The organism is Streptomyces sp. NPDC026246 (genome assembly GCF_055567995.1).
Map to the genome: position 1 here is coordinate 38,297 of NZ_JBVHPJ010000008.1, position 14,244 is coordinate 52,540.

The 14,244-nt window shown below is 70.5% G+C and carries 15 protein-coding genes; 3 read left to right on the plus strand and 12 right to left on the minus strand.

The features are described 5' to 3' along the window. Positions 1-25 precede the first annotated feature (25 nt). The 3 genes from ACZ4M5_RS20710 to ACZ4M5_RS20720 all read right to left on the minus strand — a co-directional run bounded on the left by ACZ4M5_RS20710 (position 26) and on the right by ACZ4M5_RS20720 (position 2,789). On the minus strand, positions 26-472 hold the full coding sequence (locus ACZ4M5_RS20710; RefSeq protein WP_467739435.1) for a VOC family protein: 447 nt from the start codon (positions 470-472) through the stop codon (positions 26-28). A gap of 62 nt (positions 473-534) precedes the next feature. Further along, on the minus strand, positions 535-981 hold the full coding sequence (locus ACZ4M5_RS20715) for a helix-turn-helix transcriptional regulator (RefSeq protein ID WP_467738826.1): 447 nt from the start codon (positions 979-981) through the stop codon (positions 535-537). A gap of 209 nt (positions 982-1,190) precedes the next feature. Continuing rightward, the gene (locus ACZ4M5_RS20720; protein WP_467738828.1) at positions 1,191-2,789 is read right to left on the minus strand and encodes an MDR family MFS transporter; all 1,599 of its coding nucleotides are present in this window, start codon (positions 2,787-2,789) and stop codon (positions 1,191-1,193) included. 122 nt (positions 2,790-2,911) lie between these two features. Here ACZ4M5_RS20720 and ACZ4M5_RS20725 point away from each other — a divergent pair, with 122 nt between their 5' ends. After that, positions 2,912-3,508 (plus strand): TetR/AcrR family transcriptional regulator, encoded by a 597-nt coding sequence (locus ACZ4M5_RS20725; protein WP_467738830.1) that lies wholly within the window; start codon positions 2,912-2,914, stop codon positions 3,506-3,508. Positions 3,509-3,530: 22 nt separating this feature from the next. Here ACZ4M5_RS20725 and ACZ4M5_RS20730 read toward each other — a convergent pair whose 3' ends face one another. Next, positions 3,531-4,217 carry a M23 family metallopeptidase gene (locus tag ACZ4M5_RS20730; RefSeq protein ID WP_467738832.1) on the minus strand — a complete coding sequence of 229 codons (687 nt, stop codon included), beginning with the start codon at positions 4,215-4,217 and terminating at the stop codon, positions 3,531-3,533. A 440-nt stretch (positions 4,218-4,657) separates the two neighbouring features. Between ACZ4M5_RS20730 and ACZ4M5_RS20735 the strand changes: the two genes are divergently transcribed. Continuing rightward, the gene (locus ACZ4M5_RS20735; protein WP_467738834.1) at positions 4,658-5,299 is read left to right on the plus strand and encodes an HAD family acid phosphatase; all 642 of its coding nucleotides are present in this window, start codon (positions 4,658-4,660) and stop codon (positions 5,297-5,299) included. 66 nt (positions 5,300-5,365) lie between these two features. Here the strand turns inward: ACZ4M5_RS20735 and ACZ4M5_RS20740 are convergent, their stop codons facing one another. Then, complete coding sequence (locus tag ACZ4M5_RS20740; RefSeq protein ID WP_467738836.1) at positions 5,366-7,891, minus strand: ATP-dependent Clp protease ATP-binding subunit; 2,526 nt, start codon at positions 7,889-7,891, stop codon at positions 5,366-5,368. Positions 7,892-8,332: 441 nt separating this feature from the next. Between ACZ4M5_RS20740 and ACZ4M5_RS20745 the strand changes: the two genes are divergently transcribed. Next, positions 8,333-9,031 (plus strand): SCO3374 family protein, encoded by a 699-nt coding sequence (locus ACZ4M5_RS20745; protein WP_467738838.1) that lies wholly within the window; start codon positions 8,333-8,335, stop codon positions 9,029-9,031. A 9-nt stretch (positions 9,032-9,040) separates the two neighbouring features. On the opposite strand, the gene ACZ4M5_RS20750 is transcribed toward ACZ4M5_RS20745, so the two are convergent. The 7 genes from ACZ4M5_RS20750 to nadC all read right to left on the minus strand — a co-directional run bounded on the left by ACZ4M5_RS20750 (position 9,041) and on the right by nadC (position 14,244). Next, on the minus strand, positions 9,041-9,376 hold the full coding sequence (locus ACZ4M5_RS20750) for a histone-like nucleoid-structuring protein Lsr2 (protein WP_467738840.1): 336 nt from the start codon (positions 9,374-9,376) through the stop codon (positions 9,041-9,043). A gap of 272 nt (positions 9,377-9,648) precedes the next feature. After that, positions 9,649-10,182: an amino-acid N-acetyltransferase gene (locus ACZ4M5_RS20755; RefSeq protein WP_451876287.1), complete on the minus strand. Its 534-nt coding sequence runs from the start codon at positions 10,180-10,182 to the stop codon at positions 9,649-9,651. A gap of 9 nt (positions 10,183-10,191) precedes the next feature. Further along, complete coding sequence (locus tag ACZ4M5_RS20760) at positions 10,192-10,629, minus strand: BlaI/MecI/CopY family transcriptional regulator (protein ID WP_467739437.1); 438 nt, start codon at positions 10,627-10,629, stop codon at positions 10,192-10,194. Positions 10,630-10,799: 170 nt separating this feature from the next. Further along, the gene (locus ACZ4M5_RS20765; RefSeq protein ID WP_467738842.1) at positions 10,800-10,988 is read right to left on the minus strand and encodes a hypothetical protein; all 189 of its coding nucleotides are present in this window, start codon (positions 10,986-10,988) and stop codon (positions 10,800-10,802) included. 16 nt (positions 10,989-11,004) lie between these two features. Continuing rightward, complete coding sequence (locus ACZ4M5_RS20770) at positions 11,005-11,676, minus strand: hypothetical protein (protein ID WP_467738844.1); 672 nt, start codon at positions 11,674-11,676, stop codon at positions 11,005-11,007. Between the two features lie 779 nt (positions 11,677-12,455). After that, the gene (locus tag ACZ4M5_RS20775; RefSeq protein WP_369198862.1) at positions 12,456-13,253 is read right to left on the minus strand and encodes a type III pantothenate kinase; all 798 of its coding nucleotides are present in this window, start codon (positions 13,251-13,253) and stop codon (positions 12,456-12,458) included. A 16-nt stretch (positions 13,254-13,269) separates the two neighbouring features. Next, positions 13,270-14,244 carry a carboxylating nicotinate-nucleotide diphosphorylase gene (nadC, locus tag ACZ4M5_RS20780; RefSeq protein ID WP_467738847.1) on the minus strand — a complete coding sequence of 325 codons (975 nt, stop codon included), beginning with the start codon at positions 14,242-14,244 and terminating at the stop codon, positions 13,270-13,272.

The window sequence follows — 14,244 nt, forward strand, 5'->3', positions numbered from 1 at the left end:
GACCCGTACCGGTCCGGTCCGCGGTTCAGCAGGACCAGTCCTGGTCCAGGTCCAGGCCGCCCTCGCGGGGCTGGGTGAAGGAGAACCAGTTCCCCGAGTCGTCACGGAACAGCGCCTCCGTGCCGTAGGGACGCTCCTGCGGCTCCTGGAGGAACTCCACGCCCCGGTCCTTGAGCTTCCGGTAGTCGCCGTGGATGTCGTCCGTGGTCAGCACGCCCGCGCCGAGCACTCCCTTGGTCACCAGCTTCCTGAGCATCTCGGCGGACTCGGGGTCCATCGCGGGTCCGCTCGGCACCATCAGGGTGAGTTCGACGTCGGGCTGGTTCGGCGAGCCGACCGTGAGCCAGCGCATGCCGCCCTCACCCATGGTCATGTCCGTACGGACCTCCAGACCGAGCTTCTCCGTGTAGAACTCCTTGGCCCGGTCCTGGTCGAGGACCCAGACGGTCGAGATGGCGAGACCCTTGATCATGGCGTGCTCCTGCTGCTCCGCGGCGGTCGCTGCTTGCCCTGCCACGGTAGGCAGCGGGGCCGTCAGCCCGCTTCTCCGGAATTGCTCTCCTCGCGGGGGACGGGCCCGGCGCCGGGGCCGGAGCGGAATCCGCCCGCCCAGAGCATCGCGTAGCAGCCGGGGATGAGGGCGGCTCCGCGGCCGACGTGCTGGGCGCGGTACTCACTCGGGCTCAGCCCGGTCCAGGCCTTGAAGCGCGCCGAGAAGGTGCCGACGCTGCTGAAGCCGACCAGGTGGCAGATCTCCGTGACGGACAGGTTGGCCGTGCGCAGCAGGTCCTCGGCCCGTTCGATACGGCGGTGGGTGAGGTACTGGCCGGGGGTCTCGCCGTAGGCCTCCTTGAAGGCGCGGAGGAAGTGGTACCGCGAGTACCCGGCGTGGGCGGCGACGGTGTCCAGGTCGAGGCCGGGGTCGGCCCAGTCCCGGTCCATGGCGTCCTTGGCGAGCCGCACCTGCCGCGTCCTGTCCATGCGACCGATGGTGGCACGGGGGTCCGACAACGGCCCCTGGCACCGCGACGGGCCGGGCCGCCTCGCCCTCCGGTACGTCGCTCAGCCCCGGGCGGACGTATCCCTGGGGGCCCGGGTCCCGCCCCGACCGGGCGGGGCCGGGCACGGCGAAGGCCCCGGGGAGCACACCCACCCGGGGCCTTCGTCGGGGATCGGTCAGCCGGCCTCGGTCAGAGCGCCTCCGCCAGCGGTGCCTGGGCCGCCGGGGCGTCCGGCTTTCCGTCCTCCGGGCCCTTCGGCCCGGCGCCCTTCAGCGGCACCTCCTTGACGAACACCGCCGCCGCCAGCGCGAGCACCGCGATCACGGCCCCGAGCAGGAACGCGGAGTGCGTGCCGGAGGACACCGCGTGCTGGTACGCCTCGCGCGCCGCCTCCGGCAGCCTCGCCATGCTCGCCTGGTCCAGCTGCGCCGACTGCTCGGTCGCCTCGGCGCCCAGCGCCCCGGCCCGCTCGGCCATGACGTCCTGGACGCGGTGGTTGAACAGCGCGCCCATGATCGCGACGCCGAAGGAGGAACCCAGCGTGCGGAACAGCGTCGTGGACGAGGACGCGACCCCCATGTCCTTCATCTCCACGCTGTTCTGCGCCACCAGCATGGTGATCTGCATCAGGCAGCCCATGCCGAGGCCGACCACGGCCATGAAGACGCCGGAGGTCAGCCGGGACGTGCCGGTGTCCATCGTGGACAGCAGGTAGAGCCCGACGATCATCAGCGCGCTGCCGAGCACCGGGAACACCTTGTACTTGCCGGTGTTCGTGGTCACCCGCCCGGCGACCATCGAGGTCACCAGCATCGCGCCGAGCATCGGCAGCAGCAGCAGACCGGAGTTCGTCGCGGTGGCACCCTGCACGGCCTGCTGGTAGAAGGGCAGGAACAGCGTCGCACCGAACATGACGAAGCCGGTGATGAAGCCGATGAGCGACATCAGCGTGAAGTTGCGGCTGCGGAAGATGTGCAGCGGCACCACCGGCTCGGCCGCCTTGGTCTGCCAGAAGACGAACCCGACCAGCGCGGCGACCCCGATGCCGATGAGCTCCATGATCCGCGCCGAGTCCCAGGCGTACTCCGTGCCGCCCCAGGTGGTGACGAGCACGATCGCGGTGATGCCGATGGTCAGCAGCGCGGCGCCCAGGTAGTCGATCCGGGCCTGCGCCCGCTTCCTCGGCAGGTGCAGCACCGCGCTCACGGCGACCAGGGCGACCACGCCGAGCGGCAGGTTGATGTAGAACGCCCAGCGCCAGCCCCAGTTGTCGGTGATCGTGCCGCCGACCAGGGGGCCGCCGATCATCGCCAGCGCCATGACGCCGGCCATCATGCCCTGGTACTTGCCGCGCTCCCGGGGCGGGATCAGGTCACCGATGATCGCCATGACACCGACCATCAGACCGCCGGCGCCCAGGCCCTGGACGGCGCGGAAGCCGATCAGCTGGCCCATGTCCTGGGCCATGCCGCTGAGGGCGGAGCCGATCAGGAAGAGGACGATGGACGACAGGAACGTGCCCTTGCGCCCGTACATGTCGCCGAGCTTGCCCCACAGCGGGGTGGAGGCCGCGGTGGCGAGCGTGTAGGAGGTGACGACCCAGGAGAGGTGCTCCAGCCCGCCCAGCTCGCCCACGATCGTCGGCATCGCCGTACCGATGATCATGTTGTCGAGCATCGCGAGCATCATCGCGATCATGAGGGCGAGCAGGACGACCCGCACGCTCTTCGGTTGCTTCCCCCCGCTGTCGGCGGTGATCGCCGCCGATGTGTCCGTTGTGTCCGCCATCGCTTCCCACTCCCCCAGCAACTGCTACTTACTTGCCGACCGGCTAGTGACTACACTGGGAAGCTAGCGGCGCACTAGCCGGTCGTCAAGTAAGTTTTCTGGAAAGCGGGCGGCGTAGGAGGATGGGCGGCACCATGGACGGCACCAGGCAGCGGCGCCGCGGGGACACCCGCCGGCGCATCCAGGACGTGGCCCTCGAACTCTTCGCGGAGCAGGGCTACGAGAAGACGTCCCTGCGCGAGATCGCCGAGCACCTGGACGTCACCAAGGCGGCCCTGTACTACCACTTCAAGACGAAGGAAGAGATCCTCGTCAGCATCTTCGAGGACCTCACGCAGCCCATCGAGGACCTGATCGACTGGGGCCGCAGTCAGCCGCACACCCTGGAGACCAAGCAGGAGATCGTCCGCCGCTACGCCGACACGCTGGCCCAGGCGGCCCCGCTGTTCCGCTTCATGCACGAGAACCAGGCCACGGTGCGCGAGCTGCGCATCGGCGACTCCTTCAAGGAGCGCATCCGCAGCCTGCGCGACATCATCGTCGACCCGGACGCGGACCTGGTCGACCAGGTCCGCTGCGCCAGCGCGATCTTCACGCTGCACGCCGGGATGTTCCTGCTCCAGGACATGGGAAACGACCCCGAGGAGAAGAGCAGAGCCGTCCTCGAGGTCGCCACGGACCTGGTGACCCAGGCCCACCGCGGAGCGACGGGCTCCTAGGGCCTGGGGGTCAGGAGGTCGGTCAGACCGTGACGCCCTTGGCGCGCAGGAACTTGACCGGGTCGACCGCCGAGCCGTAGTTCGGGGTCGTGCGGATCTCGAAGTGCAGGTGCGGACCGCTGGAGTTACCGGTGTTGCCGGACCGCGCGATCTCCTGGCCGGTCTTGACGATCTGGCCGATGTGCACCTTGACCTTCGACAGGTGGGCGTACTGGGAGTACGTGCCGTTGCCGTGCTTGATGACGATGGCGTTGCCGTAGGCGGGGCCGTCACCGGCGCCGTTGCCGCCGGCCTTGACCACGGTTCCGCCGTGGGTGGCGAAGACCTGCGTGCCGCTCGGCACCGCGAAGTCCTGACCGCTGTGCTTGTGCGCCCACATGCCGCCGTTCTGGGCGAAGCTCGCGGAGAGCTTGTACTTCTTCACCGGGTCGACCCAGGAGGGCGCGGCCTTCTTCGCGGCGGCCTTCTTGGCGGCCGCCTTCACGGCGGCGGCCTTCTCGGCCTTCACGGCCTCGGCCTTGGCGGCCTTGGCCTGGGCGGCGGCCTGCGCCTGGACGGCGGTGGCCGCGCCGGACGCGGCCGTGGTGTCGGCGGCGGACGCGACCCCGGCCCCCAGTGCGACCGAGACACCGAGGCCGGCGGCCAGCACGGTCGCACGGGTGCGGAGCTGGGACGTACGGGAAGAACGGGACGTGACGCGCTGGGACATCGAAACCTCGTATGGAAGGGGACGGAGAAAACCACCCGGCGCACTGTCGCTCGCCGTGTGGCCATCCCTTGGTAACCCGAAGTCCGACAAACTCCCAAAAGCATGATCTACGGCCCACATTAGTACTTTGGCACCGTGTTCCACGTCTCTTGACACAGTGCCCATTCAGGACAAATACGGGCATTGACCAGCTCTTCGCCACCCTCCCCCCGGGGCGAATCCCCTCCCTTGCGGCCTGTTCGCCACTATTCCGGTTAGTAACGGACATATCGCCTGTGCGGCATGTCACCGGCGGCCCACTTCGGCCATTCGGGAAATGTGGCGCACGCCTCTAGGCACCTACCGTCCGGTAACCCTACGGTTCCCCTCGCGCCACCCTCGCGCACAAGCATGCACACGACATGTTGGCAGCGTCACGGACGTGAGAGGACCCCCACGACATGCAGATCCGACGCCCCTGGTTGCGCCGCGCATCAGTGACCGCCGTCTCGGCGGCCGCCCTGGTGGCGATGGCCGCACCGGCCGACGCCACGACCGCCGACCGGGCCTCCACCGCCGCCGTGACCGCCACCGCGGCCACCGCGGCGGACGTCGACTACGGCACCTGGCAGCAGGACTGCCAGGCCGTGATGGACCAGGCGCTGCCCTATCTGAAGCAGCGGATCGCGGCGACGAAGCCCGGCGAGAAGCAGGCCATCGTCTTCGACATCGACAACACGACGCTGGAGACCGACTTCGGCTTCAGCTACCCGCAGCCGGCCAACAAGCCGGTCCTGGAGGCCGCCAGATACGCCCAGGAGCGCGGAGTCGCCCTGTTCTTCGTCACCGCCCGCCCGGACATCGTCTACGCCTTCACCGACTACAACCTCAAGCAGGCCGGCTACCGCGTCTCCGGCCTGTATGTGCGCAACTTCATCGACCTGTTCAGGAACGTCGCGGACTACAAGACGGCCCAGCGCGTCTCGATCGAGAAGAAGGGCTACACGATCATCGCGAACATCGGCAACAGCGCCACCGACCTGTCCGGCGGCCACGCCGAGAAGGCGTTCAAGCTGCCGGACTACGGCGGGCAGCTGTCGTAGGGGCCCGGACATGCGGAAGGGGCCGGTGCCTCTCGGCACCGGCCCCTTCTCGTCAGACCGTGACGCTTACGCGTCCTTGCTCAGGTTCGGACCGGTGCCACCGGCCGCCTGCTCGATCGGCGGGACGTCCGGCAGGGCCGACTTCTCCTCGCCGCGGAAGGTGAAGGTCTTGGTCTCGCCCTCGCCCTCCGTGTCCACGACCACGATGTGACCGGGGCGCAGCTCGCCGAAGAGGATCTTCTCCGACAGCGAGTCCTCGATCTCGCGCTGGATGGTGCGGCGCAGCGGACGCGCACCCAGCACGGGGTCGTAGCCCTTCTTGGACAGCAGCTCCTTGGCGGACTGGGAGAGCTCGATGCCCATGTCCCGGTCCTTCAGGCGCTCGTCCACCTTGTTGATCATCAGGTCGACGATCTTGAGGATGTCGTCCTGGCTGAGCTGCGGGAAGACGACCACGTCGTCGACGCGGTTGAGGAACTCGGGCCGGAAGTGCTGCTTGAGCTCGTCCTGGACCTTGTTCTTCATGCGCTCGTAGTTGGTCTTCGTGTCGCCCGAGGCCGCGAAGCCCAGGTTGAAGCCCTTGGAGATGTCCCGGGTGCCGAGGTTGGTCGTCATGATGATGACCGTGTTCTTGAAGTCCACGACCCGGCCCTGGGAGTCGGTCAGGCGACCGTCCTCCAGGATCTGCAGCAGCGAGTTGAAGATGTCCGGGTGGGCCTTCTCGACCTCGTCGAAGAGGACGACCGAGAACGGCTTGCGGCGCACCTTCTCCGTCAGCTGGCCGCCCTCCTCGTAGCCCACGTAGCCGGGGGGCGAACCGAAGAGGCGGGAGACCGTGTGCTTCTCGCTGAACTCCGACATGTCGAGGGAGATCAGCGCGTCCTCGTCGCCGAAGAGGAACTCGGCGAGCGCCTTGGACAGCTCGGTCTTACCGACACCGGACGGGCCGGCGAAGATGAACGAGCCACCGGGGCGCTTGGGGTCCTTCAGACCGGCACGCGTACGGCGGATCGCCTTCGACAGCGCCTTGACGGCGTCGTTCTGGCCGATGACCCGCTTGTGGAGCTCCTCCTCCATGCGCAGCAGGCGGGAGGACTCCTCCTCGGTGAGCTTGAAGACCGGGATGCCGGTGGCGGTCGCGAGGACCTCGGCGATCAGCTCGCCGTCGACCTCGGCCACGACGTCCATGTCGCCGGCCTTCCACTCCTTCTCCCGCTTGGCCTTGGCGGCGAGGAGCTGCTTCTCCTTGTCGCGCAGGGAGGCGGCCTTCTCGAAGTCCTGCGAGTCGATCGCGGACTCCTTGTCGCGGCGGACGCCGGCGATCTTCTCGTCGAACTCGCGCAGGTCCGGCGGCGCGGTCATCCGGCGGATGCGCATCCGGGAACCGGCCTCGTCGATCAGGTCGATCGCCTTGTCCGGCAGGAAGCGGTCCGAGATGTACCGGTCGGCCAGCGTGGCGGCCTGGACCAGCGCCTCGTCCGTGATGGAGACGCGGTGGTGGGCCTCGTACCGGTCGCGCAGACCCTTGAGGATCTCGATCGTGTGCGGCAGGGACGGCTCCGCGACCTGGATGGGCTGGAAGCGGCGCTCCAGGGCCGCGTCCTTCTCCAGGTGCTTGCGGTACTCGTCCAGCGTCGTCGCACCGATGGTCTGCAGCTCACCGCGCGCCAGCATCGGCTTCAGGATCGAGGCGGCGTCGATGGCGCCCTCGGCGGCACCCGCACCGACCAGCGTGTGCAGCTCGTCGATGAACAGGATGATGTCGCCGCGGGTGCGGATCTCCTTGAGGACCTTCTTCAGGCGCTCCTCGAAGTCACCGCGGTAGCGGGAGCCGGCGACCAGGGCGCCGAGGTCCAGGGTGTAGAGGTGCTTGTCCTTGAGGGTCTCGGGCACCTCGCCCTTGACGATGGCCTGGGCGAGGCCCTCGACGACGGCGGTCTTGCCGACGCCGGGCTCACCGATCAGCACCGGGTTGTTCTTCGTACGGCGGGACAGCACCTGCATGACCCGCTCGATCTCCTTCTCGCGCCCGATGACCGGGTCGAGCTTGGACTCACGAGCGGCCTGGGTGAGGTTCCGGCCGAACTGGTCGAGGACCAGGGACGTGGAGGGGGTGCCCTCGGCAGGACCGCCGGCGGTGGCGGTCTCCTTGCCCTGGTAACCGGAGAGCAGCTGGATGACCTGCTGCCGCACGCGGTTCAGGTCTGCGCCCAGCTTCACGAGGACCTGGGCGGCCACGCCCTCGCCCTCGCGGATCAGGCCGAGCAGGATGTGCTCCGTGCCGATGTAGTTGTGGCCCAGCTGAAGGGCCTCGCGGAGCGACAGCTCCAGGACCTTCTTGGCACGGGGGGTGAAGGGGATGTGGCCGGACGGGGCCTGCTGGCCCTGGCCGATGATCTCCTCCACCTGCTGGCGGACCGCCTCGAGCGAAATCCCGAGGCTCTCAAGGGCCTTGGCGGCGACACCTTCACCCTCGTGGATCAGGCCCAGGAGGATGTGCTCAGTGCCGATGTAGTTGTGGTTGAGCATCCGGGCTTCTTCCTGAGCCAGGACGACAACCCGCCGCGCGCGGTCGGTGAACCTCTCGAACATCGTTAATCGCTCCTCAGAGCGGTCAGGCAGTGGGGGGAACTTCCCCTCCCTGTCCTTCCGCAGCTTAGTCCCGCAAGCGGGGACCGCTCATTCCAACTGCCGACACCGGACCGAGAACCAACACTGCCTCCTGACCCCGAACGCCGACATCTCCTCCAACCCGATGGTGCGAGACGATGTTCCCGCAGGCCAGGCAGATACCCCACTCGCCAGTACGCCGATGGCGAACGTGAGACGTCCTTTCCTGCGTGTCGCCCCCTCCCACTAGGCATGTCTTACCCGCGCGGACCTCGAGTCCATGCCGAGCGCACCCTTCCCCTCCGCTACGGGCGAACAACCTTGCGCCTCCCCGAGCCCCCCGCCCGCCCCCGTTCGGGCACTCTGTGCGCGCACGGCGCGACCCAGCGTAACCCGGAGGGCCTCGCGGCTGTTGCACTCGGCATGTCCGGCACCCCGCACGCCGTCGCCCCCTCCGCGTCCCGGCTCGTCCCGCTCCCCCGCCGGCCGCTCGATCCGGCCGCCCCCGGCGGGGCGGGCCCGCAGCCGGGCGACCGGGTCCGGCGGTGGTACGAGGACGGGCTGGGCTGGCCGACGGCGCCCGGTGATCCGCTGCGGCTGGTGGTGGGCGTGCGCTTCGACGTCCTGGACGTGCCGGCCGAGGCGGCCCGGGCCGCCCTGCGGCATCTGGCGCCCGGCTCCCCCGTGGCCGTCCGGGGTCCCCGCGCCCACCTGCTGGTGGCGCCGGGCAGCGCGGAGGAGCTGCCGGGGCTGCTGGAGTGGCTGGACTGGGGGACGCTGCCGCTGGATCTGTCGGCGGTCGGCACGGGGGGCCTCATGGAGGCGCCGTGGCCGAGCGAGCCGGGCACGGAGGCGTGCCACGGGTCGGGGGACCCCGGGACGGTCACGGGGCGTCCCGGGCCCGGAGGACGGGTCGGTTCCCAGGGGGCCGCCGTGTGGCTGCGGCCCCCCGAGCCGGGATGCGAGGTCGAGGCCTCGCTGCCGACGCTGTCGGCGCTGGGGGGCGGTGGGGGTGCCCCCGATCTCGTGCGGCTGGTGGACACGGTGGCCACGTGCTGCCACCGGATCCGGCTGCGGCGCGCGGGCGCCCAGCCACCGGCCTTGCCCACGCAGGGCCGGTAGTGACGCTGTTCAGCCGTTGGCCTTCTCGTATGCCTCGCGGATGGTCGCGGGGACCCGGCCGCGGTCGTTGACCTCGTAACCGTTCTCCTTCGCCCACGCGCGGATGGCCGCGGTGTCCTGGCTGCCGCTCGAGGCCGCGCGCGGCTTGCCGCGCCCGCCCGAGGCACGGCCTCCGGTACGACGACCGCCCTTCACGTAAGGCTCGAGAAGGTCACGGAGCTTGTCCGCATTGGCGGTGGTGAGATCGATCTCGTACGTCTTGCCGTCCAGCGCGAACGTCACGGTCTCGTCCGCCTCGCCGCCGTCGAGGTCGTCGACAAGAAGGACCTGAACCTTCTGTGCCACCGGATTTCCTTTCATCGATATCTTCAAGGGCCGGGGGAGTGCCGGCATCCGCCGTATCGCCGTCCCCTGTTATATGCAGTACTGCAGTACGTCGGAAAGCAAACCGCTTTTGCCGGAAAAACACAAACCCCCGGCAGAGACCGACGGCCCCGACTCCGTCCGGAAACGTGCGCGTTTCGGACATAGGCGACCGGGGCAGGGCGGCTCCGTGGAATATGTCTTGACGAACCGGGCGGGACCGCCTTCGCGCGGTGTGCAGTCGATCCCGGCGATCACAGATGCAGAAGCATCCGGCTGTTGCCCAAGGTGTTCGGTTTCACTCGTTCGAGACCGAGGAACTCCGCGACACCCTCGTCATAGGAACGCAGCAGCTCCGCGTAGACATCGGTGTCCACGGGCGTCTCGCCGATCTCCACGAAGCCGTGCTTGGCGAAGAAGTCGACTTCGAAGGTCAGGCAGAAAACGCGTCGAACACCGAGGCGTCGCGCGGTCTGGAGCAACTTCTCCAGCACCCGGTGCCCGACGCCCGAGCCCTTCAGGCCGGGCTTGACCGCGAGAGTGCGCACTTCGGCGAGGTCTTCCCACATCACGTGCAGTGCGCCGCAGCCGACGACCTCGGCGTTGTCGTCCCGTTCGGCGACCCAGAACTCCTGGATGTCCTCGTAAAGCGTCACCGTCGCTTTGTCGAGCAGGATGCCGCCGCGGACGTAGGCGTCGAGGAGGCGGCGCACCGCCGGGACATCGCTCGTGCGGGCCCGCCGGACGGTGATGGCTTTTGCGGTGGGTTCGGGGCTCTTCGCGGACATGCCGGGACGCTATCGCCCACCGGGGTCCGAAGGGGAGGCGGGGTTCTGCGGGAGGTCTTCCGCCGGTTGTGCGGCTTGTGCCGGTGCGGGGGATTCCGGCGGCGCGGCGGGTTCCCGGGTTTCCGGGCCCTGCACGATGCGTACGGCATCGGTGAGCGCCTGGCGCTGTTCCTGGCTCATCATCCCGAAGAACGCGACGAGAGCGGCCGCCGGGTTGTCGCTCTGCGACCAGGCGTCGTTCATGAGGGCGGCGGCGTAGGCGGCCCGGGTGGAGACGGCCTCATATCGATAGGCACGGCCTTCCGCCTCGCGGCGCACCCAGCCCTTCTGATGGAGATTGTCCAAAACGGTCATCACCGTGGTGTAGGCGATGGACCGCTCCTTCTGGAGATCTTCCAGGACTTCTCGAACGGTCACCGGGCGGTTCCACTTCCACACCCGCGACATGACCGCGTCTTCGAGTTCTCCCAATGGGCGAGGCACCCTCAGCACAATAGTGGGAGAACTCGGTAATGGCGTGGCGGACGTGCGCTTCAGCGGCGAACGCGAACAAAAAGGGCGTACGACTCGGCCGAGCGGGCTCGTGGAGTCGTACGCCGTGAGGGGGAGGGGTGCGGTCAGGCCTCGGCCTTGGGAGGCGTCGCGGCCGCCGGGCGGGCGCCCTCCACACGTGCGAGGGCGGCGTCCACGGCCGCGTCCTCCTTGGCCTTGTTGGCGCCGCCCTGGGTCTTCACGATCACCCGGATCACGCCGATGAAGAACGCGGCCATGACGACCGGGGGCAGGAGCGCGGAGACGTAGTCCATGGCTCCAGGGTAGCCGTCAGCCGGCGGCGAGCTGCTGGGGGTTCGGCGGGGGTGGCGGGGTGGGCTTGCGGCGCGGGAAGACCTCGCCCGGGGTGGGGATCGGACGGGGGGGCTTCGGGGTGCCGGGGCCGGGGGCCGGGGAGGGTGTGGGAGCGGGCTTGGCGGGGTCCGGCTTGCGCGCGGGCTTCTTCTCCGGCTGCCGGCCGACGCCGCCGGGGAGGGCCAGGAGGCGGGCGGCGCCGGCGGTGCGGGTGCGCCCGCGCGTGCGTGAGGCCGGGACGGTGGCCGTCAGCGCCGCGGCCGGGGCGGTGCGGGCGGCCGGGGTGGTCGCGCACCGGTCCAGGAGGGCCGCCGCCGCGGGGTTGCCGCGCAGGGCGCGCAGCGCGGCCAGGTCGTCGGGGCCGGGGCGGTGACCGGCGGCCAGCGCCTCGTCCAGCAGGGTGAGGTAGCCGGCCGCGGTGCCGGGGAGGGCTGCGCGGTAGCGGCCCAGGTCGGCCACGAGGAAGGCGCGCAGCCTGGCTCCCTCCCGCTGGGCCTCGTCCAGCGACTCCGCGAGGCGGAGACAGTCGCGGACGTCGTCGGGCGTGGCGGGGGCGGGATGGAGGGCGAGGGCGAGAGCGCGGCGGAGCACACGCAGCTCCTCCGGGCCGAACGCCATGCCGCCGCGGGATCCGTAGGGCGTGGGCATGCGGCGACGATACGCGCTAATCAGACAAATCACGCATAGCGGGCGGGTGTGGCGGGGGCAACCACCCGGCTGGACGGACACGGGTACCGCGCCGGCTCGGCAGTGGCGGGGGCCGTCCCGGCGCTGTGGGGTGGCGCCGGGTCTCCGTCATGTCGCCTCTCCCCCGGGCGCCGCGACGGGGTCGGGAACCCGCCGTCGTGCCCGGCCGGGCGGCGACACGGAGGGCCATCCAGGCGGCGAGGGCGAGCGGCAGGAGGCATGGGAGCACTCCGCCCCTCAGCGTCGCCTGACCCGGCTGCGCACCGGGCCCCAGGAGGCGCCGGAGGGGCGGCAGGAGGCACTGGAGCGCTCAGCCGCCGCATGGTGGCCGCCTGCCCAGCTACGAACCAGGCCCGGGAGGCGCCGCAGCGCTCCCGCCCCTCAGCGTCGCCTGACCCGGCTGCGAACCGGGCCCCAAGAGGCACCGGACGAGCGTCAGGGCGCGACGGAGCGCTCCCGCCCCGCAGGGCGGCCTGACCGAGCTGCGTGCCGGGGCCCGGGACGCGCCCCGTGAGCGGCAAGACTCGCCGCGCCCGAGCGCAGCCTCGGCGGACCGAGCTGCGAGCCGCAGCCCATGGCGCGACGGAGCAGTTCGGCCCCCAGGGTGGCCTGAGCGGGCTGCGAGCCGGGCCCCGGGGCGTGGAAGGCGCAGGATGGCGACCTTGCTGCGGCTCCCCGGGCCGGAGCCGCGGGGCGGCGTTCGTGCCCGGGGGCCGTTGCCTCGCCGCGGCGCCCGGCCGTCACATACGGGACACGTTCCGCTCGTACACCAGGCGCAGGCCGATGAGGGTCAGCCACGGCTCGTGCTCGTCGATGACCGAGGACTCGCCCAGGACCATCGGGGCCAGGCCGCCCGTCGCGATGACGGTGACGTCGTCGGGGTCCTCCGCCAGCTCGCGGGCCACGCGGTTGACGACGCCGTCCACCTGGCCGGCGAACCCGTAGACGATGCCCGACTGCATCGCCTCGACCGTGTTCTTGCCGATGACGCTGCGCGGCCGGGCCACCTCGATCTTGCGGAGCTGGGCGCCGCGGACGCCGAGGGCCTCGACGGAGATCTCGATGCCGGGGGCGATGACGCCGCCGACGTACTCGCCGCGCGCGCTGACCGCGTCGAACGTCGTCGCCGTGCCGAAGTCGACGACGATCGCGGGGCCGCCGTAGAGCTCGACCGCCGCGACCGCGTTGATGATGCGGTCCGCGCCGACCTCCTTGGGGTTGTCCATGAGGATCGGGACGCCGGTCTTCACGCCGGGTTCGACCAGCACCGCCGGCACGTCGCCGTAGTAGCGGCGGGTCACCTCGCGCAGTTCGTGCAGGACCGAGGGGACGGTCGCGCAGATGGCGATGCCGTCGATGCCGTCGCCCAGTTCGTCGCCCAGCAGCGGGTGCATGCCCATCAGGCCCTGGAGGAGGACCGCGAGTTCGTCGGCGGTGCGGCGCGCGTCCGTGGAGATGCGCCAGTGTTCGACGATCTCGTCGCCGTCGAACAGGCCGAGGACGGTGTGGGTGTTTCCTACGTCGATCGTCAGCAGCATGGCCCTACCCGCTCCCCTACTCCGCCGGCCGCAGGTCCAGGCCGATGTCCAGGATCGGCGAGGAGTGGGTGAGGGCTCCGACGGCGAGGTAGTCGACGCCGGTGTCCGCGTACGCCCGGGCGTTGCCGAGGGTGAGGCGGCCGGAGGCCTCCAGGGCGGCGCGGCCCTGGACGATCGCGACGGCCTCCTCGCACTCGGCGGGCGTGAAGTTGTCCAGCAGGATCAGGTCGGCGCCGGCGTCCAGCACCTCGCGGAGCTGGTGCAGGGTGTCGACCTCGACCTCGATGGGCACCTCGGGGAAGCGTTCGCGCACCGCCCGGAAGGCCTCGGCGACGCCGCCCGCGGCGACCACGTGGTTGTCCTTGACCAGGGCCGCGTCCGACAGCGACATGCGGTGGTTGACGCCGCCGCCGCAGCGGACCGCGTACTTCTCCAGACTGCGCAGGCCCGGGGTCGTCTTGCGGGTGTCACGGACCTTGGCCTTCGTGCCGTCCAGGGCGTCCGCCCACGCGCGCGTGGCGGTGGCGACGCCCGACAGGCGGCACAGGATGTTCAGCGCGCTGCGCTCGGCCGTGAGCAGGTCGCGGGTGCGGGTGGTGACCGAGAGCAGCTTCTGGCCCGCCTCCACGCGGTCGCCGTCCTCCGCGTGCCGCTCGATCTCCAGCTCCTCCTCGCAGACGACCGAGACGACCGCCTCGGCGACGCGCAGTCCGGCCACGACGCCCGCCTCGCGGGCGGTGAAGTCGGCGGTGGCCACCGCGTCCTCGGGGATGGTCGCGACCGTGGTCACGTCCACGCCGTGCGCCAGGTCCTCCTGGAGGGCCACGTTGGCGATGTCCTCGACCTCGACGGGGTCGAGGCCGGCGTCGGCCAGGAGCTGGGCGAGCGCGGGGTCCAGCCCGCACTCCAGGTACGCCTCGTCGTCCGCGCCGCAGGCGCAGCCGTCGCCGCAGCCTCCGGACGGGGCGAGGGGAAGGTCGTGGGTGCTCAC